Annotated in this window: 19 protein-coding genes; 10 read left to right on the forward strand and 9 right to left on the reverse strand. The window is 57.2% G+C overall.

What is annotated here, in order from left to right:
* Positions 1-199: 199 nt before the first annotated feature.
* Complete coding sequence (locus LZU96_RS01825) at positions 200-1,042, reverse strand: MurR/RpiR family transcriptional regulator (RefSeq protein ID WP_094121845.1); 843 nt, start codon at positions 1,040-1,042, stop codon at positions 200-202.
* Between the two features lie 289 nt (positions 1,043-1,331).
* Positions 1,332-3,245, reverse strand: coding sequence for a bifunctional 5-dehydro-2-deoxygluconokinase/5-dehydro-2-deoxyphosphogluconate aldolase (locus LZU96_RS01830; RefSeq protein WP_233986789.1), 1,914 nt, complete (start codon positions 3,243-3,245; stop codon positions 1,332-1,334).
* Between the two features lie 546 nt (positions 3,246-3,791).
* On the opposite strand from LZU96_RS01830, the gene iolD reads away from it, so the two are divergent.
* From iolD to iolE, 3 genes are all read left to right on the forward strand, one after another.
* Positions 3,792-5,732, forward strand: coding sequence for a 3D-(3,5/4)-trihydroxycyclohexane-1,2-dione acylhydrolase (decyclizing) (gene iolD / locus LZU96_RS01835; protein ID WP_233986798.1), 1,941 nt, complete (start codon positions 3,792-3,794; stop codon positions 5,730-5,732).
* 63 nt (positions 5,733-5,795) lie between these two features.
* Positions 5,796-6,806, forward strand: coding sequence for a Gfo/Idh/MocA family protein (locus LZU96_RS01840; protein WP_233986800.1), 1,011 nt, complete (start codon positions 5,796-5,798; stop codon positions 6,804-6,806).
* A 46-nt stretch (positions 6,807-6,852) separates the two neighbouring features.
* Entirely contained in the window at positions 6,853-7,749 is an 897-nt protein-coding gene (gene iolE / locus LZU96_RS01845; protein ID WP_233986802.1) for a myo-inosose-2 dehydratase, read from the forward strand.
* Between the two features lie 69 nt (positions 7,750-7,818).
* Here iolE and LZU96_RS01850 read toward each other — a convergent pair whose 3' ends face one another.
* Together LZU96_RS01850 and LZU96_RS01855 are read right to left on the reverse strand one after the other, a co-directional pair.
* The gene (locus LZU96_RS01850) at positions 7,819-8,373 is read right to left on the reverse strand and encodes a DcrB family lipoprotein (RefSeq protein ID WP_233986808.1); all 555 of its coding nucleotides are present in this window, start codon (positions 8,371-8,373) and stop codon (positions 7,819-7,821) included.
* A 118-nt stretch (positions 8,374-8,491) separates the two neighbouring features.
* Positions 8,492-9,157, reverse strand: coding sequence for a 7-cyano-7-deazaguanine/7-aminomethyl-7-deazaguanine transporter (locus tag LZU96_RS01855; protein ID WP_233986810.1), 666 nt, complete (start codon positions 9,155-9,157; stop codon positions 8,492-8,494).
* Positions 9,158-9,361: 204 nt separating this feature from the next.
* Between LZU96_RS01855 and tusA the strand changes: the two genes are divergently transcribed.
* Positions 9,362-9,613: a sulfurtransferase TusA gene (tusA, locus tag LZU96_RS01860; RefSeq protein ID WP_031375242.1), complete on the forward strand. Its 252-nt coding sequence runs from the start codon at positions 9,362-9,364 to the stop codon at positions 9,611-9,613.
* 45 nt (positions 9,614-9,658) lie between these two features.
* Here the strand turns inward: tusA and LZU96_RS01865 are convergent, their stop codons facing one another.
* Positions 9,659-11,935 carry a zinc/cadmium/mercury/lead-transporting ATPase gene (locus tag LZU96_RS01865; protein ID WP_233986812.1) on the reverse strand — a complete coding sequence of 759 codons (2,277 nt, stop codon included), beginning with the start codon at positions 11,933-11,935 and terminating at the stop codon, positions 9,659-9,661.
* A 100-nt stretch (positions 11,936-12,035) separates the two neighbouring features.
* Complete coding sequence (locus tag LZU96_RS01870; protein ID WP_233986814.1) at positions 12,036-12,665, reverse strand: lysoplasmalogenase; 630 nt, start codon at positions 12,663-12,665, stop codon at positions 12,036-12,038.
* Between the two features lie 153 nt (positions 12,666-12,818).
* Between LZU96_RS01870 and LZU96_RS01875 the strand changes: the two genes are divergently transcribed.
* Positions 12,819-13,175, forward strand: a complete 357-nt coding sequence (locus tag LZU96_RS01875) for a DUF2500 domain-containing protein (RefSeq protein ID WP_233986816.1) — start codon at positions 12,819-12,821, stop codon at positions 13,173-13,175.
* Between the two features lie 28 nt (positions 13,176-13,203).
* Here LZU96_RS01875 and LZU96_RS01880 read toward each other — a convergent pair whose 3' ends face one another.
* Entirely contained in the window at positions 13,204-13,476 is a 273-nt protein-coding gene (locus LZU96_RS01880) for a DUF1145 family protein (protein ID WP_233986818.1), read from the reverse strand.
* The gene (gene rsmD, locus LZU96_RS01885; RefSeq protein ID WP_233986827.1) at positions 13,466-14,065 is read right to left on the reverse strand and encodes a 16S rRNA (guanine(966)-N(2))-methyltransferase; all 600 of its coding nucleotides are present in this window, start codon (positions 14,063-14,065) and stop codon (positions 13,466-13,468) included. The genes LZU96_RS01880 and rsmD overlap by 11 nt, the downstream gene beginning before the upstream one ends.
* A 233-nt stretch (positions 14,066-14,298) precedes the next feature.
* Between rsmD and ftsY the strand changes: the two genes are divergently transcribed.
* The 4 genes from ftsY to rpoH all read left to right on the forward strand — a co-directional run bounded on the left by ftsY (position 14,299) and on the right by rpoH (position 18,793).
* Positions 14,299-16,044, forward strand: a complete 1,746-nt coding sequence (ftsY, locus tag LZU96_RS01890) for a signal recognition particle-docking protein FtsY (protein ID WP_233986837.1) — start codon at positions 14,299-14,301, stop codon at positions 16,042-16,044.
* 5 nt (positions 16,045-16,049) lie between these two features.
* Entirely contained in the window at positions 16,050-16,718 is a 669-nt protein-coding gene (gene ftsE / locus LZU96_RS01895; protein WP_031376707.1) for a cell division ATP-binding protein FtsE, read from the forward strand.
* Positions 16,708-17,694, forward strand: a complete 987-nt coding sequence (ftsX, locus tag LZU96_RS01900) for a permease-like cell division protein FtsX (protein WP_233986846.1) — start codon at positions 16,708-16,710, stop codon at positions 17,692-17,694. The genes ftsE and ftsX overlap by 11 nt, the downstream gene beginning before the upstream one ends.
* 241 nt (positions 17,695-17,935) lie before the next feature.
* Complete coding sequence (rpoH, locus tag LZU96_RS01905; RefSeq protein WP_031376708.1) at positions 17,936-18,793, forward strand: RNA polymerase sigma factor RpoH; 858 nt, start codon at positions 17,936-17,938, stop codon at positions 18,791-18,793.
* Positions 18,794-18,860: 67 nt separating this feature from the next.
* Here rpoH and panM read toward each other — a convergent pair whose 3' ends face one another.
* A complete protein-coding gene (panM, locus tag LZU96_RS01910) occupies positions 18,861-19,256 on the reverse strand; it encodes an aspartate 1-decarboxylase autocleavage activator PanM (RefSeq protein WP_233986856.1) in 396 nt (131 codons plus the stop codon).
* Between the two features lie 398 nt (positions 19,257-19,654).
* Here panM and LZU96_RS01915 point away from each other — a divergent pair, with 398 nt between their 5' ends.
* Positions 19,655-20,767, forward strand: coding sequence for a branched-chain amino acid ABC transporter substrate-binding protein (locus tag LZU96_RS01915; protein WP_233986858.1), 1,113 nt, complete (start codon positions 19,655-19,657; stop codon positions 20,765-20,767).
* Positions 20,768-20,888 lie beyond the last annotated feature (121 nt).

The raw sequence follows: 20,888 nt of genomic DNA on the forward strand, positions 1-20,888 counted from the left end.
GCCGAAGGTACCGCGTGAGCGGCGCGAGGACGGCCCGGCAGCAGCAGAGATGCTCAGGCCCGCACTCCGGCACGCTCGCGCAGAAAAAAAGCTGCCACGTCTGACCGTGACAGCCTTTGCAAATTCAACCTTAACTGACCAGCACTACAGCCCATCGGCTGCCTTTGTTATTGCCGCTATCCAGCGTTAACGCCGCAAATCAGGGCGTTTCCACGTTGTTCAGCGCCAGTGAAACGGCCAGCGTCTGTGCCAGACAGAGCGATGCCACCTGCGAGCGGAAGCCGTCTACCTGTGCTTCACGCACCACAAAGCAGACGTCGCTGAAAGCCGCCAGCGGACTCACCTGGCTGTCGGTAATGGCGATCTGATGCGCACCGCGCTTGGCACCCATTTCGACCACTTCGACCGCTTCACGCGCATACGGCGAATAGCTGATGGCAATCACCACATCTTTTGGATTTACCAGGCTGAGCTGTTCGGTAAACATGCCGCCAAGGCCGTCGATCAGGAATGCCCGACGTTCCAGATGACGCAGCGCATAGACCAGGTAAGAGGCCACGCTAAAGGAACGGCGCAGGCCAATCACATAGATATTCTCGGCCTCGTTAAGCAGTTTCACCGCCTTGTTCAACTGCTCCGGATTCACCTGCATCGCCAGCTGCTGTAACGCCTGGCTGTTCACCATGGTAAAGACATTCAGGATCTCAGCCGGGCTCTCAGGCGCGCTGGCGCTGTCGTCGGTTGACGTCTGGCGAAACAGGCGGGCGCGCTCGGTGTAGTTCACCGTCTCTTCCATCAGGTGCTGACGAAAAACCTGTTTCATTTCGTTGAAACCGCTAAAGCCAAAAGCGTTGGCAAAGCGAATCAGAGTCGATGGCGGCACATCGGCCTGCTGGGCGATGGAAGCCACGGTATCAAAGGCGATGCTATTGCTGTTATCAAGGATGTAACGCGCAACCTGTTTAAGACGTTTGCTCAGCGTTTCGTAGCGGCGACGAATATCGTCCTGCAATAAAGAAAGTTGGGTGGGATTATTGGTCATTACTTCTGCCCGTGTAATAAGAATAATGGCTGGATAATGAGCGCTATAGTACCAGATGGATGGAAAATTTCATTTGTTTGCGTCAACAGAGCGGTTTATTTCATGGCTTTATGAAATGCTTCACAGATTGTCTCTGCATCACCTGTCTGCTGGCCGACCGCGACTCCCTGCAGGCCGAAAGGGGACAAACGGCGGGCGCGAATGGCAACAGAAATGAATTAAGCGCGGCGGAAGATGAAAAAAAAAGCGCCACCCTCCGGCCGGAGGATGGCGTCTGGCGCTGAATCAATCAGGCGCGGGCGGCGCGCCAGTACTCTATCAGCCGCAGGTAGTTGCCCTTCACGGTCTCGATCAGCGCCTGATCGTCCAGTTCGCCCTGCAGCCACTGGCGTGATGGCTGACCAAAAATAGTCCTGCCCACTGCGAAGCCTTTAACCCAGGGCGCTTTTGCCGCGGCGGCAAAACCAGCTTTGAGCTTCTCCTCTGGCGCATCAAGGCCGAGGAGCAGAATGCCGCGACAGTGCGGGTCCTGCTGCTCAATCAACCCGCTGATCGCCTGCCAGCTCTCAGCGGAGAGCGGCGGCAGTTTCCACCAGTCCGGCTGAATGCCGAGGCTGTAGAAGTGGCTGAGAATATCAAGATAGTAGCGCTCATCACGGTCCGGATTGCTCTCCGGCAGAATCACTTCCAGCAGCAGCTCGTGTCCGCTTTTGTTACAGCCGTTCCAGACATCCAGTACCAGCTCATCCTGCTCTTTACGCAGTTCGGCGCTGTCGTGTGGATGATAAAATACCAGGCATTTCACCACATGCTCGGCTGGCCAGTCGATTAACTGCGAGCCGATATTGCCATGTTCCAGTCGCAGCGGGCGCGAACCCGGCAGCTCAATCGGACGGCCAATCCACCACTGTTTTCCGGTAATCGCATTCAGTGCTTTCTGACCGTAGGTGGTATCAGCCAGGATACCGCTCTTGTTTTCCAGTCCGGCCGTTTGCGCCGCTTCCTCGGCCGCTTTCAGCAGCAGCAGTTTAAGCTGTGGAATTTTGCTCTCATCAACGCCCGCTTCACGCGCCATATCCAGCAGCTGTTTGCGATGATCAAAGGCGAAAACATTCAGTTCTGGCCACTGCTGCTTGCGGGTGGTCACGCGATGCAGATGGTTGAGGCGATCGTCGAGATCGGGCCGTTTCACCTCTTTATCGCGGCTCAGGAAATCATCCAGCTCCGCTTTGGTCGGCATGGCGGGTGCGCAACCGTGGCGTGACACCACCAGCGCACCGCAGGCGTTGGCGTAACGACACGCCTGCTCCCAGCCCTCATCGTTCAGCCAGCCACGCAGCAGGCCCGACATAAAGGCATCGCCCGCGCCCAGTACGTTTAACACCTCGACGCGCACGCCGGTGTGCAGCCGGGTCTGCTCCCAGCTATCCGGGATCTCGCCTTCGAACACCACGCAACCCAGCGGGCCGCGTTTGCAGACCAGCGTCGCCTGGCTGGCCTGACGCACATTCTTCAGGGCGGTCAGCGTGTCGGTGCTGCCACCGGCAATATGAAACTCTTCTTCGGTGCCGACGATCAAATCGAAATAATGCACCACTTCCTGTAGCTGCTGCGTCACCTGCGACGATTCAATGAAACGCGTTTCACCGTCGCCGAGCGAGGTCAGTCCCCACAGCACCGGACGATAATCGATATCCAGCGCGGTACGCAGGCCGTGGCGGCGGGCAATATCCAGCGCTTTCAGTACCGCTTCGCGGGTTTGCGGATGAGATAAATGGGTGCCGGTTACTGCCACCGCACGCGAAGAGGCAATAAACGCTTCCTGCACGTCCTCCGGTACCAGTCCCATATCCGCGCAGTTGTCACGGTAGAAAATCAGCGGAAAAGTCTCTTCATCTTTAATACCGAGGATCACCATGCCGGTCAGGCGTTTTTCATCGGTAATTAAGGCGTCGGTATTGCAGCCTACGCGCTGCAGCTCTTCCCGCAGAAAGCGACCATTGTGCTCATCTCCCACCCGCGCCAGCATCGCCGATTTCAGACCCTGAATCGCGGTGCCATAGGCGACGTTACCTGACGAACCCCCCAGATATTTGGCAAATGAGGTGACATCCTCCAGCCGCGCCCCGATCTGCTGACCATAAAAATCGACGGCGATGCGCCCGATACAAATCACATCAAGCCGCTTCTGTTGTGTACTCATACCTGTGGTTTCCTTCTGTGATTAGCAGACACTGCGGGCGAAAAGCCCGACGACGCGCGCTTTGCTTCCGGGTCTATAGGTGCCTGATTGGCTATGAGGTCAGTATGAGGAATAAAAATTCCAGATTCAATATGAAATGAAATATCCATCGCGATTTTGTGAACCAGGTAAAACTCCTGATTCCGCCTGGTGACGGGTAACCTTATCTTCGCCGTGCCCGGCGTGTCGGGGTTGTGAGAGAGATCGCAGGAATATTGCCAGCAATAGAGGAAGCTACTGAAGTGAAATGAATTTTTTCAACGCACCTTGTTGTCCATAAAACGTTCCAGTTTTTCCCGCCCGGATGCCTCGTCAGACCCTGCAGCATGACTAAATTTGATCTCACTCGCAAAATGAAATGTTTCTTCTGTAATTGTATTTTATGAAAAATATATTTGTTTATAATCGCCTCACGTTTCAATTATACCGGTCGCCTTTTCCGCAGTATGACTTCGCCTGGCGCGTTGTACCGGAGTCAGGTACCACCAGCATGTAAAGGAAGAGCATATGGGCACAATCAGACTGACCACTGCACAGGCGCTGGTTAAATTTCTTGATAATCAATACATTGATGTCGATGGCGTTGAGACAAAGTTTGTAAAAGGCATCTTCGCGATTTTCGGTCATGGCAACGTGCTGGGAATGGGGCAGGCGCTGGAGCAGGACAGCGGCGATCTGGTGGTTTATCAGGGTCGCAATGAGCAGGGCATGGCGCATGCCGCGACCGGCTTTGCGAAACAGTCACTGCGTCGTCAGATCATCGCCTGCAGTTCATCAGTCGGACCGGGCGCCGCCAACATGATTACTGCCGCCGCTACCGCCACCGCAAACCGTATTCCGCTGCTGCTGCTGCCGGGCGACGTGTTCGCTACCCGTCAGCCCGATCCGGTTTTGCAGCAGATTGAGCAGAGTTACGATCTCAGCATCAGCACCAACGACGCCTTCCGGGCCGTCAGCAAATACTGGGACCGCGTCAGCCGTCCGGAACAGCTGATGTCCGCCTGCATTAACGCCCTGCGCGTGCTGACCGATCCGGCCGAAACCGGTGCGGTAACGCTGTCGCTGCCGCAGGATGTGCAGGGCGAAGCCTGGGATTACCCGGACTATTTCTTCCAGAAGCGGGTACATCGACTGGATCGTCGCCTGCCGGTTGCGGCGCAGCTGGCCGATGCCCTGACGCTGATCGGCCGTAAGCGCAAGCCGCTGATCGTTTGTGGCGGCGGGGTGAAGTATTCCGAAGCAGGCGAGGCACTGCGCCAGTTCGCCGAACGCTATCAGATCCCGTTTGCGGAGACCCAGGCGGGCAAAGGCACGGTGATCTCTGACCATCCGCTGAACGTCGGCGGCGTGGGCGAAACCGGCTGTCTGGCGGCGAACCTGCTGGCCAAAGAGGCTGATTTAGTTATCGGCATCGGGACCCGTTACACCGACTTCACCACCGCCTCGAAATGGATTTTCCAGAACCCGGACGTCAGCTTCCTCAATATCAACGTCAGTAATTTCGACAGCTACAAGCTGGATGGCGTGCAGCTGCTGGCCGATGCCCGTGAAGGGCTGACCGCGCTGACCGCCGCGCTGGCGTCACAACATTACAGCAACGACTGGGGCAGCCAGATTGAGCAGGCGCAGAGCAAATTGCTGAAAGAGACCCAGCGCGTCTATCAGGTGACCTATCACGAGCAGGATTTTGTGCCGGAAATTGCTGACCACCTGGATCGTGAAGCGGTCTTCGCCGAGTTCAACCGCCTGACTCAGTCGGTGCTGACCCAGAGCAGCGTGCTCGGCACGCTGAACGAACAGTTACCCAAAGAGGCGGTGATTGTCGCGGCGGCAGGCAGTTTGCCTGGCGATCTGCAGCGCGTCTGGCGTACCAAAGATTACAACGCCTATCACGTTGAGTATGGCTACTCCTGTATGGGGTATGAAGTTAACGCCGCGCTGGGCGCAAAACTGGCGCAGCCGCAGCGTGAAGTCTATGCGCTGGTCGGCGACGGTTCTTTCATGATGCTGCACTCCGAGCTGGTGACCTCGATTCAGGAAGGGGCGAAGATCAACGTGGTCCTGCTGGATAACATGACCAACGGCTGCATCAATAACCTGCAGATGGAACACGGCATGGACAGCTTCACCACCGAGTTTCGCTTCCGTAATCCGGAAGGCGGCAAGCTGGATGGCGGCTTTGTGCCGGTTGATTTCGCCGCCATCGCGGCAGGCTACGGCTGTAAAACCTACCGCGTCACCACGCTGGAGCAGTTAAAAGCCGCACTGGAAGATGCCAGAACGCAGACCGTTTCCACTCTTATCGACATCAAAGTGCTGCCAAAAACCATGATCCACAAATATTTCAGCTGGTGGCACGTTGGCGTTGCACAGGCCTCCGATTCTGAACGGGTTCAGGCGGTCGCGGATAAGCTGAAAGCCCATCTGGATCAGGCCCGTAAATACTAATTTCAGGGCCGGAGCACGGCCCCTTTCTTCTTCTCTCAGCACGAACCCTACACAGGTGTAATTATGACTTTGAAACTTGGCGTCATCGGTACCGGTGCAATTGGTCAGGAACATATTCGCCGCTGCAACCACGTGTTGCAGGGAGCGCAGGTGGTTGCCGTCTCGGATATCAACGTTGACGGCGCGCGCGCTGCGCTGCAGCGCCTGAATATCGAGGCGGAGGTGTTTCAGAACGGGCATGACGTGATCCAGTCGCCGAACGTCGATGCGGTGCTGGTGACGTCATGGGACCCGACCCATGAAGAGTTCACCTTAGCCGCCATCGCAGCCGGCAAACCGGTGTTCTGTGAAAAGCCGCTGGCGATGAGCGCCGAAGGCTGCCGCCGGGTGGTCGATGCTGAAATTCAGGCGGGCAAACGGCTGGTCCAGGTTGGCTTTATGCGACCTTACGATGCCGGTTATCGCGCCCTGAAAAAAGTCATTACCGACGGAGATATCGGTGAGCCGCTGATGCTGCACTGCGCGCACCGCAACCCGACCGTGCCGGAAAATTACACCACGCCGATGGCGATCACCAACACGCTGATCCACGAACTGGATGTGCTGCGCTGGCTGACCAGTGACGATTACAAAACCGTGCAGGTGGTCTTCCCGCGCGTCACCTCAAAATCGCATGCTCAGCTGAAAGACCCGCAGATTGTGCTGTTTGAAACCCAGAAAGGGGTACGCATCGACGTCGAGATTTTCGTCAACTGCGCTTATGGCTATGACATTCAATGTGAAGTGGTTGGCGAAGAGGGCATTGCCCGGTTACCGGAGCCGTCGTCGGTTCAGCTGCGTAAAGATGCCCGGCTGTCGAACACCATTCTGGTTGACTGGAAAGATCGGTTTATCGAAGCGTATGACGTTGAGCTGCAGGCGTTCATCAACGACGTGAAAGCGGGCACGCTGACCGGTCCGTCAGCCTGGGATGGCTTCGCCGCCTCAGTGGCTGCCGATGCCTGTATCAAAGCGCAAAACAGCGGTGCGATTGAAACGGTAGAGATGCCGCCACGTCCTGCTTTCTACTCCTGATTCAGCACAGACAGGCGGGATGCCCGCCCGGCTAAGGAACAACATAATGAACAAAAACAACGTAAAACTGGCGATTGCCCCGATCGGCTGGACCAACGACGACATGCCGGATCTCGGCAGCGAGAACACCTTCCAGCAAACCGTCAGTGAGATGGCGCTGGCGGGGTTTACCGGCAGCGAAGTCGGCAGTAAATATCCGCGCGATCCGGCGATCCTGAAACCGATGCTGGATATTCGCGGCATCGAAATCTGTAACGCCTGGTTCAGCACATTTTTTGCCAACGGCGATAAGGCCAAAACCATCGATGAGTTCATTAACCACATGAACTTCCTGCATGCGATGGGCGCGCGGGTCATTGGCTGTTCAGAGCAGAGCAAAAGTATTCAGGGCACCACGCTGGCGGTGTTTGAGCAGAAACCGGTGTTCAGTGATGAAGAGTGGCAGCGCACGGCAGACGGCTACAACGAACTGGCGCGCATTGCGGCTGAAAAGGGAATGCGGGTCACGCTGCATCACCATATGGGCACCGGCATTCAGACCACCGAAGAGATCGACCGCTTTATGGCATTGACCGACGAGCAGGTTGGCCTGCTGTATGACACCGGTCACGTCTACTATTCGGAAGGTTCACAGCAGAAGATGCTGGCGGTGCTGGAAAAATATCTGCCGCGCATTTTTCACGTCCATCTGAAAGATGTGCGCGACGAGGTGGTCGCTGAGGTGCGCGACAATCATCTCTCCTTCCTGGAAGGGGTGAAGAAAGGCACCTTCACCGTGCCGGGCGATGGCGTGATCGATTTTAAACCGGTGTTCAAAATCCTCGACGATTACGGCTACAAAGGCTGGATGGTGGTGGAAGCGGAGCAGGACCCGGCGCTGGCTAACCCGTTTGAATATGCGGTGAAAGCGCGCCGTTATATTCGAGAGAATACCGGGCTGTAAGCGCAGGCGGGAAATAACCGGCTTCCCCGAACCGGGGAAGCCGGAAGCCAGCAGGGCAGTCGCCCGGCCTTATTTCAGAGTGATACTTTTCACAATGTTGTCGGCATCGCTTTGTGCCTGCTGCTGGTTATCGCCCGGCAGAGTAATCTGCAGCGTGACCAGTTTGCCATCGACCTTCGCCAGAATCACCGATGACCATGATGTCTGGTTGTTCGCTGAAATCACCGTATCCAGCTGCTGTGCCGGCTGATCTTTCAGCGTAACCGATTTGTTTGAAACCACCTGCAGTTGCGGATCGCGATTGCGCTGCTGCTGTTCCATACGCTGTGATAACACGTCCAGGCCATCATTGGTCGGCTCACCGGCAATCACAATAATCGCGCGCGCGCCGGTTTCATCGGCGTAAACGTGCATATTAGTGGTCTGCGAACCAAGCTTGCCGCTCTTATCTGACATGCCAGGCGGCAGCGAGAAGCTCAGTTTGCCATCCATCAGCGTCACCGTCTGCGCCGACTGACTGGCGCTGACGCCGTTGTCATTTGCCGCGTCATCTTTCTTCTGGTCACAGGCGGCTAAGCCGAGCACCAGTAAGCCCATTCCTACATATTTCACCAGGTTGCGCATCAGAATCCCTTTTTTAAGTTTCCAGTCAGCCGTTAATACAACAGGAATCAGGTTGCAAACGCAACCTGATGATTGTCAGCAGATCTTAGCGGGTAATGGCGAAAATCGGTATGGCGGGTTAGCCGAAATTTACCTGAGCGGCAGAACGGCGCTCAGCCAGCCGTTTCAGCGCGGCATTGAGCAGTACGCCGTAGGCGGGCAGGAAGAAAATCATGCAGATCAGCACCTTGAAGCTGTAATCCACCAGGGCAATCTCCACCCAGTGCTGGGCCATAAAGGCATCAGGGCTCTTGTAAAAAGCGATGGAGAAAAAGGCCAGCGTATCGCTGATGTTGCCGAGGAACATAGCGCAGCCTGGCGCGATCCACCACTGCGGCAGGGCGCGCAGACGGTTAAAGACGTGTACGTCGAGGATCTGACCCAGTGCGTAAGCCATAAAGCTGGCGCAGGCGATGCGGGCGACAAACAGGTTCACCTGTTCCAGCGCCTGCCAGCCCTGCCATTCACCCTGATAGTAGAGCGCAGAGACGGCATAGGAGATAAACAGCGCCGGGATCATCACCGCCAGAATAATGCGACGGGCCAGCGGCGCGCCAAAGATGCGCACGGTCAGATCGGTTGCCAGGAAGATAAACGGGAAGCTGAATGCGCCCCAGGTGGTGTGGAAGCCAAAAATCGAGATCGGCAGCTGCACCAGATAGTTACTGGAGGTGATCACCAGCAGGTGAAACAGCGATAACCAGAACAGCGCGTGCATGCGCTGACGCGAAGAGAATGCGAGCATAATCAACCTTTTTAATGTTGGGGTGAGGGAACCCATTGCGGGACGCCGTTCGGGCAGCGCCTGGCAGTTTTATGAGCAAAAAGCGGCGGCATCTTACCGCGTTGTGCTATTTATGCAATGGTTAATTTTAGCGCAATCGTTATCGCCTTGCGTCATCATCATCACGCGTTAGAATGAGCGCCCCAAACCTGAACCGAGTCCATTATGAGCGATGCTTTTTCCTCTGCCGACCATCAACTGGATGCCCGTGGCCTGCGTTGCCCGGAGCCGGTGATGATGGTGCGCAAAACCGTACGCAGCCTGCAGGATGGCGACACGCTGTTGATCATTGCCGACGATCCGGCCACCACCCGGGATATTCCGGGCTTCTGCCGCTTTATGGAACATCGTCTGCTGGCGCAGCAGACCGATAACCTGCCGTATCAGTTCCTGATCCAGAAAGGCATGGCGGAGTAGTCGTGCTGGCTGAGCGCGGCCCGTCATCGGACAGGCCGCCTCTCTTTAGCTGCGGTTGCGCAGTAACCGCAGCGCGTTGGCGGTGACCAGCGCCGTGGCGCCCGAGTCCGCCAGCACCGCCAGCCACAATCCGGTCAGTCCCAGCAGCGTCGTGACCAGGAAAACTGCCTTCAGCCCCAGCGCGATGGTAAGGTTCTGACGAATGATGCGGCGCGTGCGGCGCGCCAGCACAATCATCGGTGCCAGATGGCTCAGCTGATTGCGCGTCAGCGCGGCATCGGCGGCTTCCAGCGCCACATCGGTGCCGCTGCCCATCGCAATGCCCAGCGTCGCCGCTTTCATCGCCGGCGCATCGTTAATCCCATCACCGACCATCGCCAGCGGCTGCTGCTGGCTCAGTTCGGCTATTGCCGCGACCTTATCGGCGGGCAGCAGGCTGGCCCGGAAATCAATGCCCAGCTGACGGGCAATGGTCGCGGCTGCACGCGGATTGTCACCGGTCAGCATCAGGCTCTCAATGCCCAGTTTTTTCAGCGCCTGCAGAGCCGCTGCCGCATCACTGCGCAGCCGATCGTGCAAGGCCAGCGCCCCCAGCACGTCGTCATCCCGCACCAGTACCACCACGGTTTCACCTTCTGCTTCGCGCCGGGTGATCTCTTCGGTTTGCTGCGCTGTCAGCCCGCCAATCTGTGCAGGCGTCAGCAGCTGGATTTGCTGACCGCCGACCCAGGCGGTAATGCCCCGACCCGCCTGCACCTGCTGATCGTCTGCGACCGGAATCGTCAGATTGCGAGCCGCCGCTGCCGCCACAATCGCCGTGGCCAGCGGATGGGTCGCGCCCTGTTCCACGGCGGCGCTCAGCGCCAGCATCTCCGTTTCACTGGCGGTGCCAAAGCGCACAATTCCGCTGAGCTGCGGCTTGCCGACGGTCAGGGTACCGGTTTTATCGAACGCCATCATGCGCAGCGAACTCAGTCGTTCTAAGGCCGCGCCGCCTTTGATCAGCGCGCCCTGACGGGCAGCGGCGGCCAGTCCGGAGGTAATCGCCGCTGGCGTGGAGATCACCAGCGCACAGGGACAGCCAATCAGCAGCAAGGTCAGGCCTTTGTAGATCCACGGCTGCCATTCCCCCGCGCCGAGCAACGGCGGGACCACCATCACCAGCAGCGACAGCAGCATCACCAGCGGCGTATAGATGCGGCTGAACCGATCGATAAAGCGTTCAACCGGCGCGCGATGGGTTTCCGCCTCCTCAATCAGTTGCAGTATCCGGTCGATCGCGCTTTCGCCCGGCTTCGACACCACTTCCAGCGTCACCAGACGGTCAATGCTGGTGGCACCAGCCAGGATTTTGTCGCCGCGGCTGTGCGTCACCGGCAGCGATTCGCCGGTTAAGGCGCTTTCATCAAAACTGGCGAGCGGCGTCATTAAGCAGCCATCGACCGGCAGGCGGCTGCCCGCCGCCACTTCAATCTGATCGCCGGGCTGCAGCGCGGCGAGTGGCACGTCACGACGCTGGCCCTGCTCAAGGCGGATCGCCGATTCCGGGCGCAGCGCCATTAAACGGGTGACGCCACTGCGTGCCCGCGCGGCGGCGTAACTTTCCAGCTGCTCGCCGAGCTGAAACAGCACCAGCACCATCGCCGCTTCGGCGTGGGCACCGATGATCAGCGCACCGGCTGAGGCCAGCGTCATCAGGGTTTCGATGGTGAAAGGCGAACCGCTGCGCAGCCGCTGCCAGGCGCTGCGTGCCACCGGAAACAGGCCGATCAGGGTGGTGATGACAAACAGGCGATCGCCCCACAGCGGCGCGAAATGGCTGAGCAGGCTGCTGGCGAGCACCAGCAGCGCCAGCGCAATCAGCATGCGGTTATGTTGCCAGCGCGGGCCATCGGCTGCCGTGTCGGTCTGGCTGCTGAGCTGGAAACCGGCTTTTTTAACCGCCTGTTCTACCGCCTGTCGCACGTCGCTGTCGGCGCTGATCACCAGTTTTTCACTGCTGAACAGCACGCGCGCTTCGGTAACGCCCGCCACCTGCTGAACCGCGGTTTCAATGCTGCGGGCGCAGCCGGGACAATCCATCCCGCTGACCTGCCAGCTAAACGGCAGGTGACCGGCGCGTCGCCGGTCGCCTTCCTCATCGGCATCGTTGCCGGGACTGCTGTTACTGTCGCAGCAGCAGCCCGCGCTGTCTGCGGTAACCGGGGTTGCGGCGTGGATGGAGAGCGTCAGGGGACGAGTCTGAGGGATCTGGCACAGGGGTTTGGCTGCGGCGTGGCTGGCACGCGGTTTACCGCAGCCACAGGCGTGATGTTGATGCATATGACCTCCGGATAAGGGATGAACGAAGCTGTCCATCCCGTTATCCTACACTCTGGAGTTAACTCCAGAGTCAAGGCCATTTTTTAAACCAGGCGTTCTGTTACACCACCCACAGCGAACGGACAATCATAAAGTGACCGGCAAAGTAGCAGGCGGCAACGATGGCGCTGTCGGCACTGAAACGGCGACGATAATGACTGATAAACCAGACAATATTCGCCAGCAACAGCAGACCGGCACCCACCATGATGGAGAAGCTGTAATCGGTCGGGCGGAAGAAGTACTGCTCTGTCGCTATCCAGGTCATTACCAGCGTCATACCGATAAACGTACAGATCGGCCAGCGCAGATCTTCCAGTCGGCTCCACAGAATGCCAATCAGCACCACGCCGATAATCAACAGCGTCAGCGGAATCGGCCAGAAGAAAGTCATGGTCATGCTGGCGGCGAAACAGAGGGTATAAAGCAGATGCGACAGGAAAAACGCGCCAATGGCGTAGAGCATCTGCTGACGGGGTAGCAGCGTTAACGCATCGCCGACCAGAGTGGCGATCAGACCGGCCAGAATCAGGTAGTCCGTGGTGTTCAGCGTCGGGGCCTGCCAGGCGAGGCCGACCAGCAGCAGCAGCGTGACCGGTTTAAACAACCAGCGTTGCCATTGCGGACCGCGATAGGTGGCATCAACGTAGAGCCAGCCGGAGAAAAGTACAGCGAGGAAAGACCAGAGCATTGTTTCTCCCTTTTTTAACCAAAATGGTGAAAGATCCCAAAATATCCCTTCCAGTTTAGGTTACGTCCTGACGATGTGACAATCAGGCAACTCTGGTTGTATGCTTTGCCGCGCAGTTAACGCCATCCGCATTTCTTTAAGCACGAGAGAATTATGAGCAAACCACCGCTAATCATTATTATCGTCCTGGCGATTATCGCCGTGCTGGCTACCCGTCAGTTCATCAAACAGCGCCGCGAAACCGCCGTCAATGATGCCTCTCCGGTGCGATCCCTGACGGCGGAAGTCAAAACCAAACGTGAATTTCCGGCACCCAATCGCCGTTCACGTCAGCGTGAGGTGATTGCCGGGGAAGAGATGCGCTACGAAGCCCTGTTTCATCCGCTTAACGGTGCCAGCGACATTAAAGTGCAGCTTAAAGAAGGCGAATATCATCAGCTGGATAAAGGGACGAAGGGCGAACTGAAAATGCAGGGAACGCGCTTTATCAGCTTTACCCCAGCGCAGTAATCAGCGGGCAGGGCGCCCGCTCACAGAACTATTTTTTGCGGGGAAAGTGCTTTTTCTGCCAGGCGACCAGTTCAAATACGCCAAACACAAACACCTTCGCCTGGGTAAGGCGGTCAATCGGCGGGGCATCTTTGGTCTGCGTGGCGCGCAGTAATACCAGCTGCAGGCCGTGCATCATGATCATGAAAAACAGCGCGACATTAATAAAGTAGGTCAGCGGTTTCGGGTAGGGATGCACCACGTTAACCAGTAAAAATGCCCATACGCACAGCATCAACAGACGCCCCAAATTAAGTAACATCCTGCGTCTCCTGTTGACGTTGATATAAACGATAAGCCACTTGTCCGGCTATTTTCTCGCGATAAAGATTCCACTCTGGCGGCACCGGCGGCGCGCCATTATCCACTTCACTTTCGACATAGATCAGCGCGTCGTCCGCCAGCCAGTGATTCTGCTCCAGCAGCTGCAGCGTCTGCTCCAGCAATCCCTGGCGAAACGGCGGATCGATAAACACCACGTCAAAGGGTTCGCCTGGCTGCGCCAGAAAAGTGAGCGCATTGGTCTGAATCACCTTGCCGTTGTGGGCATTCAGCGTCTGCAGGTTCTTCATTAGCTGCTGTGCAACCGGACGCTCCAGCTCCAGCAGCGTCGCCGATCCCGCGTAGCGCGACAGCGCTTCCAGTCCTAACGCGCCGCTGCCGGCGAAACAGTCGAGACAACGTGCTGCTGGCAGTACCGGCGCCAGCCAGTTAAACAGGGTTTCACGCACCCGATCGGTGGTGGGACGCAGCCCGGCGCTGTCGGGCACCGGCAATTTGCGTCCGCGCCATTGTCCGCCGATGATGCGGATCTGCCCGGCACCGCCGGTACTGCGGGGGTTTTTAGTCATCTTGCTCACAACTCGTCATAATTTGTTGCGTAGTTTAACGGGCGAATCGGTGAGAAGAAACGTTAAAAAAGGGTGCTGTGGTGAGCTGGCTGGAAAGTGTTAGACTACTGAGTTGCTGAAGTCATGCAGTATTCTGCGGTTTTACGCCGGTCTGGCGTTAGCCAATTTTAATTGATTCACCCCTGGAAACGACGCGCGACCGGGACAAAGCCATCGAGGAGTGTAGTCACACAATGGCAAAAGAGAAAAAACGTGGCTTTTTTTCCTGGCTGGGATTTGGCAAAGAAGAAGAGAAGCAACCCTCTGCAGAGGAGCAGGCGCAACCGGCGGCTGAGTCCACGCCGCAGCAGGAAGAACAGCCAGCCGCAACCTTAACGCAGGCTGAATCGCAAGCGGAAGAGACTGTCGCCATCACCGAAACGGTGGCCGGACAGCAACGTGATGCGGAGGTAACGGCTGCCGCGCCGCATGAAGCCGCACCGGAAGCCCTGGCGGAACCGGAGCCGATTCAGGCTGACCCGGAAGCCTTACTGGAAACGGAAAGCGATCCGCACGGCGTACCGGTCGTCGAGGCTGACGCCATCATCACCCCAGCGGCTGATGCCGCAGCAACCCAGGCTGACGCGCCGCTGAGCGACGAAGAGCTGGACGCACTGGCGCTGGGTGATGCAGAGATCGTCGAAACCCCGCAGGCTGACGCGCCGCTGAGCGACGAGGAGCTGGACGCGCTGGCGCTGGGCGATGCAGAGATCGTCGAAACCCCGCAGACTGACGCGCCGCTGAGCGACGAAGAGCTGGACGCGCTGGCGCTGGGCGATGCAGAGATCATCGAAACCCCGCAGGCTGACGCGCCGCTGAGCGATGAAGAGCTGGAAGCCCTGGCGCTGGGTGATGCAGAGATCATCGAAACCCCGCAGGCTGACGCACCGCTGAGCGATGAAGAGCTGGAAGCCCTGGCGCTGGCAGAAAGTGAAGAAGCCGATGCCGTGCCGGATACCGTCAGCGATCTGCCGTTAGCCGCTGCGCCAATCATTACGCAGGAGCAGGAACGCCCCAGCAAAGAGGGCTTCTTTGCCCGCCTGAAGCGCAGCCTGGTAAAAACCCGTCAGAACCTCGGTTCCGGTTTCGTCAGCCTGTTCCGTGGCAAAAAGATTGATGATGACCTGTTTGATGAGCTGGAAGAGCAGTTGCTGATTGCTGACGTCGGCGTCGATACCACCCGCCGGATCATCACCCATCTGACTCAGCAGGCGAACCGTAAGCAGCTGCGTGATGCGGAAGCGCTTTATGGTTTGCTGAAAGCCGAAATGGCGTCGATTCTGGCCAAAGTGGATGCGCCGCTGGACGTCTCCGGCAAAACCCCGTTTGTAATCCTGATGGTCGGCGTCAACGGTGTGGGGAAAACCACCACCATCGGTAAACTGGCGCGTCAGTATCAGGCCGAGGGCAAATCAGTGATGCTGGCTGCCGGTGACACCTTTCGTGCGGCCGCGGTCGAACAGCTGCAGGTCTGGGGCCAGCGCAACAATATTCCGGTGATTGCTCAGCATACCGGTGCAGATTCTGCCTCGGTGATCTTCGATGCGATTCAGGCGGCGAAATCACGCGGTGTCGACGTGCTGATTGCCGATACCGCCGGTCGCCTGCAGAACAAATCGCACCTGATGGAAGAGCTGAAGAAAATTACCCGGGTGATGAAGAAGCTGGATGAAGATGCGCCGCATGAAGTGATGCTGACGCTTGACGCCAGTACCGGGCAGAATGCGGTCAGCCAGGCCAGACTGTTTGATGAAGCGGTGGGCTTAACCGGCATCGCGCTGACCAAGCTGGATGGCACCGCCAAGGGCGGAGTGATCTTCTCGGTCGCCGATCAGTTCGGTATTCCGATTCGCTACATCGGTGTCGGGGAAGGCATCGAAGATTTACGCCCGTTTAAGGCGGATGATTTTATTGAGGCACTGTTTGCCCGAGAGGACTAATTAGGATGATTCGCTTTGAAGAGGTCAGTAAGGCATATCTCGGCGGACGTCAGGCACTGCAGGGGGTGGATTTCCATCTGCGTCCCGGCGAAATGGCGTTCCTGACCGGCCACTCCGGTGCCGGTAAAAGTACGTTGCTGAAGCTGATTTGTGGCATTGAGCGTCCGAGTGCCGGACAAATCTGGTTTAGCGGCCACGATATTTCCCGATTGCGTAACAGCGAGGTGCCTTTTCTGCGCCGTCAGATCGGCATGATCTTTCAGGATCACCACCTGCTGATGGATCGTTCGGTCTACGACAACGTGGCGATCCCGCTGATTATCTCCGGCGCCAGCGGCGAAGATATCCGTCGTCGCGTTTCGGCAGCGCTGGACAAAGTCGGCCTGCTCGACAAAGCGAAAAGTTACCCGATTCAGCTATCAGGCGGTGAACAGCAGCGTGTGGGTATCGCCCGTGCGGTGGTGAATAAACCGGCGGTGCTGCTGGCGGATGAACCCACCGGTAACCTTGACGAAGCGCTGTCGGAAGACATTCTGCGACTGTTTGAAGAGTTCAACCGCGTGGGCGTCACCGTATTGATGGCGACGCACGACAACGGCTTAATTGCCCGTCGTAACTACCGCGTCATGACGCTGAATCAGGGACGCCTGCACGGAGGCCACGATGGTCAATAAACGCAATAAACGCCCGACGGCGCCGAAAGCGAAGCAGCAGCCGTCGAAAAGCAAAGCGCTGAAAGGCGGCTGGCAGGAGCAGTGGCGCTATGCGCTGCGCGGTACGCTGTCGGACATGTGGCGTCAGCCGCTGGCGACGCTGCTGACGGTTATGGTGATCGCCATTTCGCTGACCCTGCCAAGCGTCTGCTACATGGTGTGGAAGAACGTCAGCCAGGCGGCGACCCAGTGGTATCCGGCACCGCAGCTGACGGTTTATCTCGATAAAGCGCTGGATGACACCGCCGCCGAAAACGTGGTGGCGCAGCTCAAACAGGTGGAAGGCGTGGATAACGTCAATTACCTGACGCGGGAAGAGGCGCTCAATGAGTTCCGCAACTGGTCAGGGTTTGGCGGTGCGATGGATATGCTGGAGCAGAACCCGCTGCCTGCGGTGGCGATTATCACGCCGAAGCTCAATTTTCAGAATTCCGACACCATGCAAAGCCTGCGCGATCGGGTGACTAAAGTGCAGGGCGTGGATGAAGTACGCATGGACGACAGCTGGTTCGCGCGGCTGGCGGCGCTGACCGGGCTGGTAGGGCAGATCGCCTCGATGATCGGCGTACTGATGATTGTGGCGGTGTTCCTGGTGATCGGTAACAGCGTGCGGCTCAGCATCTTTGCCCGCCGCGATACCATCAACGTACAAAAGCTGATTGGCGCCACCGATGGCTTTATTCTGCGGCCGTTCCTCTATGGCGGAGCGTTGCTGGGCTTGAGCGGTGCGGTATTGTCGCTGCTGCTGTCGGAAGTGCTGGTGCTGCGGCTGCAATCGGTGGTGGCCCATGTGGCAACCGTGTTCGGCACCACTTTCTCGCTGGAAGGCTTCTCCTGGGATGAGGCGCTGCTGTTAGTGCTGATTGCCGCGATCATCGGCTGGATCGCCGCCTGGCTGGCGACGGTACAACATTTACGCCGATTTACGCCCCAGTAAACGCCTGCAACATTTTTTTGTTATAATAGTCCTCTGCTACCGGCGATGGGATGCAGAGGACGCACTCGCCTCTTCCCTTCCTGTCATCTGTGTGTAAAATATTCACTGCTATAATTGTTGTTGTGGATAACTTTGTTGTCCCGGTAGCACAGATTGCTTTCGGATTTCGCGCGACGTTGACATACTGTATCGTCTGCGCAAGGAAATGTGCGGCAATTCCACTGAATTTGTGAGGGTTTGAATGACCAAAGAAATGCAAACTTTAGCTATTGCTCCTCTGGGCAACCTGGAATCTTACGTTCGGGCTGCCAATACCTGGCCGATGCTGTCGGCAGAAGAGGAAAAAGCGTTGGCTGAACGGCTGCATTACCAGGGCGATCTGGATGCGGCAAAGACGCTGATCCTGTCTCACCTACGCTTTGTAGTTCATATCGCTCGTAATTACTCCGGCTACGGCTTGCCGCAGGCTGACCTGATTCAGGAAGGCAACATCGGCCTGATGAAAGCGGTGCGTCGCTTTAACCCTGAAGTGGGCGTGCGACTGGTCTCTTTCGCCGTACACTGGATCAAAGCCGAAATTCATGAATACGTGCTGCGTAACTGGCGTATCGTGAAAGTCGCGACCACCAAAGCACAGCGTAAGCTGTTCTTTAACCTGCGTAAAACCAAGCAGCGTCTGGGCTGGTTCAATCAGGACGAAGTCGAGATGGTGGCGCGTGAACTGGGCGTGAGCAGTAAAGACGTGCGTGAAATGGAATCACGTATGGCGGCCCAGGATATGACCTTTGATATGTCGGCCGACGATGAGAGCGGTGAAGGCAAATCAATGGCACCGGTGCTCTATCTGCAGGATAAAACCTCTGACTTTGCCGACGGCATTGAAGAGGACAACTGGGATGCGCACGCTGCCGATAAGCTGAGCTATGCGATGGAAGGTCTGGATGAGCGTAGTCAGCACATCATCCGTGCCCGCTGGCTGGATGAAGACAACAAAACCACGCTGCAGGAGTTAGCCGATCAATATGGCGTCTCAGCGGAACGTGTCCGCCAGCTGGAAAAGAACGCCATGAAAAAACTGCGTATGGCGATCGAAGCGTAATACCGCAAGGTAACCTTCAGGGGCGACATGATCATGTCGCCCTTTTTGTTTTCTGCGCCCGCCTGCTTTACTCCACCGCCCGTATCCAGCCATCGGTCTGGGCTCTGAAACCACACGCCTGCATAAACGCCGCCCGCACCCGCTGATCGTCGCTGCCATCATCTGCAATCCACCAGTCCGCTAATGATCCGTTCTGCCTGATGGTCTCTTCCAGCAAATATTGACCCACTCCGCGTCGCCGGGTGACATCGCGTACGGCCAGCCGATGAACCTTGCCGTGAATACCTGAAATCTCCAGTTGCAATGCGCCCAGCAGGCGGTCGTTGAAACGCGCCGCATAAAGGCGATGACTTTCATTCAGCGTCTGTTCCAGTTTATCAATCTCCAGATCCGGCCAGACTTTACCCAGATCGATCCGGTCCTGCGGCGTCAGCGTGGTTAAACGCTGGATGGTGAGCTTCATGACAAACACCTGTACTTGTAAAAGGGGAAAGTGTAGCGAAAGTATACAACCAGAGCGCTGACACATTTTCATCAATAAAACAGGTCAAAAGATGGCCTGGCTGCCAGGATGATAGTTGTAAACAGGCCCTGGATGCGATCAATCCAGCATAACCCGCTGGCAAAGTGGTGAAAATCCGGCCGTTGCATCCAGTGTATTATGCTGTTGCACTCAGGCAATTCTGAATATGTCAGTTGATTTACAGAAGAAACTTCCTGTTTAATAACCTGAAAAATAAAGCCTTATTACTAATAAATGCCAGAAAAGTACGCTAACTCATTATTGCTTAATCAGTTTTTCGACTTTATCTGGCAGTTTGCACTCACAACAACCACGACATAACAGATGGGGTAGTCCGGATGAAAATGAAAGGTCGCGCATTACTGGCGGGATGTGTAGCACTGGCGATGAGCCATGCCGCACTGGCTGAAGATATTAAAGTGGCGATTGTCGGGGCGATGTCTGGCCCGGTTGCGCAGTATGGCGACATGCAGTTTGCCGGAGCGACCCAGGCGATTGAAGATATCAATGCCAAAGGCGGCGTCAACGGCAACAAACTGGTTGCGGTGAAATATGATGACGCCTGTGACCCGAAACAGGCGGTCGCGGTCGCCAACAAAGTGATCAACGACGGCATCCGCTACGTCATCGGCCATCTCTGCTCCTCATCGACCCAGCCTGCGTCTGACATCTACGAAGATGAAGGCGTGCTGATGATTACCCCCGCCGCCACCGCGCCGGATCTCACCGCCCGTGGCTACAAACTGATTATGCGCACCACCGGTCTCGACTCCGATCAGGGCCCGACCGCGGCCAAATATGCCATGACCGAGCTGAAGCCGCAGCGTATCGCTGTGGTTCACGACAAGCAGCAGTATGGCGAAGGCCTGGCGCGTTCGGTGCAGGAGAGCCTGAAAAAGCAGGGCGCCAACATCGTGATGTTTGAAGGTATCACCGCCGGCGACAAAGATTTCTCTACCCTGGTGGCTCGCTTCAAGAAAGAGAACGTCGATTTCGTCTACTTCGGCGGTTACTACCCGGAGATGGGCCAGATTGTTCGCCAGGCGCGTGCTGCCGGTCTGAAAACCCAGTTCATGGGTCCGGAAGGCGTAGGCAACGCTTCGCTGTCTAACATCGCGGGTGCCGCTTCTGAAGGGATGCTGGTGACCTTACCGAAACGCTACGATCAGGTTGAGACCAACAAACCGATTGTGGATGCGCTGAAAGCGAAGAAACTTGATCCAACCGGTCCGTTCGTCTGGACCACCTATGCCGCGCTGCAATCGCTGGCGGCCGGGATGGAGCGCAGCAAGAGCGCCGAGCCGGAAGAGATTGTGAAGAACCTGAAAGAGGGCGCTGCGGTGCCAACCGTGATGGGCAACCTGAGCTGGGATCAGAAGGGCGATCTGAAAGGCTTTGAGTTCGGCGTCTTCAAATGGCATGCCGACGGTACCTCGACCGCTGTGAAGTAAGTCAGGCGGTTTACTGGCGGGTCAGGTGTCGGGTAACCGCTGCCTGCTCCCCTGCAACACTAACGCCTGGTCTGTGCTGCCAGGCGTTTTTGTACTCCGTTCGGCGACGATCGGATAAGTA

The sequence above is a fragment of the Pantoea agglomerans genome (assembly GCF_021397715.1).
In the GTDB taxonomy this organism is placed as follows: Bacteria; Pseudomonadota; Gammaproteobacteria; order Enterobacterales; family Enterobacteriaceae; genus Pantoea; species Pantoea astica.

Bases quoted from the DNA above. Each gene is read 5' to 3' on its own strand.
- ftsX (WP_233986846.1), top strand. From the start codon at position 16,708: ATGGTCAATAAACGCAATAAACGCCCGACGGCGCCGAAAGCGAAGCAG.
- panM (WP_233986856.1), bottom strand. From the start codon at position 19,256: ATGAAGCTCACCATCCAGCGTTTAACCACGCTGACGCCGCAGGACCGG.
- ftsY (WP_233986837.1), top strand. From the start codon at position 14,299: ATGGCAAAAGAGAAAAAACGTGGCTTTTTTTCCTGGCTGGGATTTGGC.
- iolD (WP_233986798.1), top strand. From the start codon at position 3,792: ATGGGCACAATCAGACTGACCACTGCACAGGCGCTGGTTAAATTTCTT.
- LZU96_RS01915 (WP_233986858.1), top strand. From the start codon at position 19,655: ATGAAAATGAAAGGTCGCGCATTACTGGCGGGATGTGTAGCACTGGCG.
- rpoH (WP_031376708.1), top strand. From the start codon at position 17,936: ATGACCAAAGAAATGCAAACTTTAGCTATTGCTCCTCTGGGCAACCTG.
- LZU96_RS01850 (WP_233986808.1), bottom strand. From the start codon at position 8,373: ATGCGCAACCTGGTGAAATATGTAGGAATGGGCTTACTGGTGCTCGGC.
- ftsE (WP_031376707.1), top strand. From the start codon at position 16,050: ATGATTCGCTTTGAAGAGGTCAGTAAGGCATATCTCGGCGGACGTCAG.
- LZU96_RS01840 (WP_233986800.1), top strand. From the start codon at position 5,796: ATGACTTTGAAACTTGGCGTCATCGGTACCGGTGCAATTGGTCAGGAA.
- LZU96_RS01870 (WP_233986814.1), bottom strand. From the start codon at position 12,665: ATGCTCTGGTCTTTCCTCGCTGTACTTTTCTCCGGCTGGCTCTACGTT.
- LZU96_RS01880 (WP_233986818.1), bottom strand. From the start codon at position 13,476: ATGTTACTTAATTTGGGGCGTCTGTTGATGCTGTGCGTATGGGCATTT.
- tusA (WP_031375242.1), top strand. From the start codon at position 9,362: ATGAGCGATGCTTTTTCCTCTGCCGACCATCAACTGGATGCCCGTGGC.
- LZU96_RS01865 (WP_233986812.1), bottom strand. From the start codon at position 11,935: ATGCATCAACATCACGCCTGTGGCTGCGGTAAACCGCGTGCCAGCCAC.
- LZU96_RS01855 (WP_233986810.1), bottom strand. From the start codon at position 9,157: ATGCTCGCATTCTCTTCGCGTCAGCGCATGCACGCGCTGTTCTGGTTA.
- iolE (WP_233986802.1), top strand. From the start codon at position 6,853: ATGAACAAAAACAACGTAAAACTGGCGATTGCCCCGATCGGCTGGACC.
- LZU96_RS01875 (WP_233986816.1), top strand. From the start codon at position 12,819: ATGAGCAAACCACCGCTAATCATTATTATCGTCCTGGCGATTATCGCC.
- LZU96_RS01825 (WP_094121845.1), bottom strand. From the start codon at position 1,042: ATGACCAATAATCCCACCCAACTTTCTTTATTGCAGGACGATATTCGT.
- rsmD (WP_233986827.1), bottom strand. From the start codon at position 14,065: ATGACTAAAAACCCCCGCAGTACCGGCGGTGCCGGGCAGATCCGCATC.
- LZU96_RS01830 (WP_233986789.1), bottom strand. From the start codon at position 3,245: ATGAGTACACAACAGAAGCGGCTTGATGTGATTTGTATCGGGCGCATC.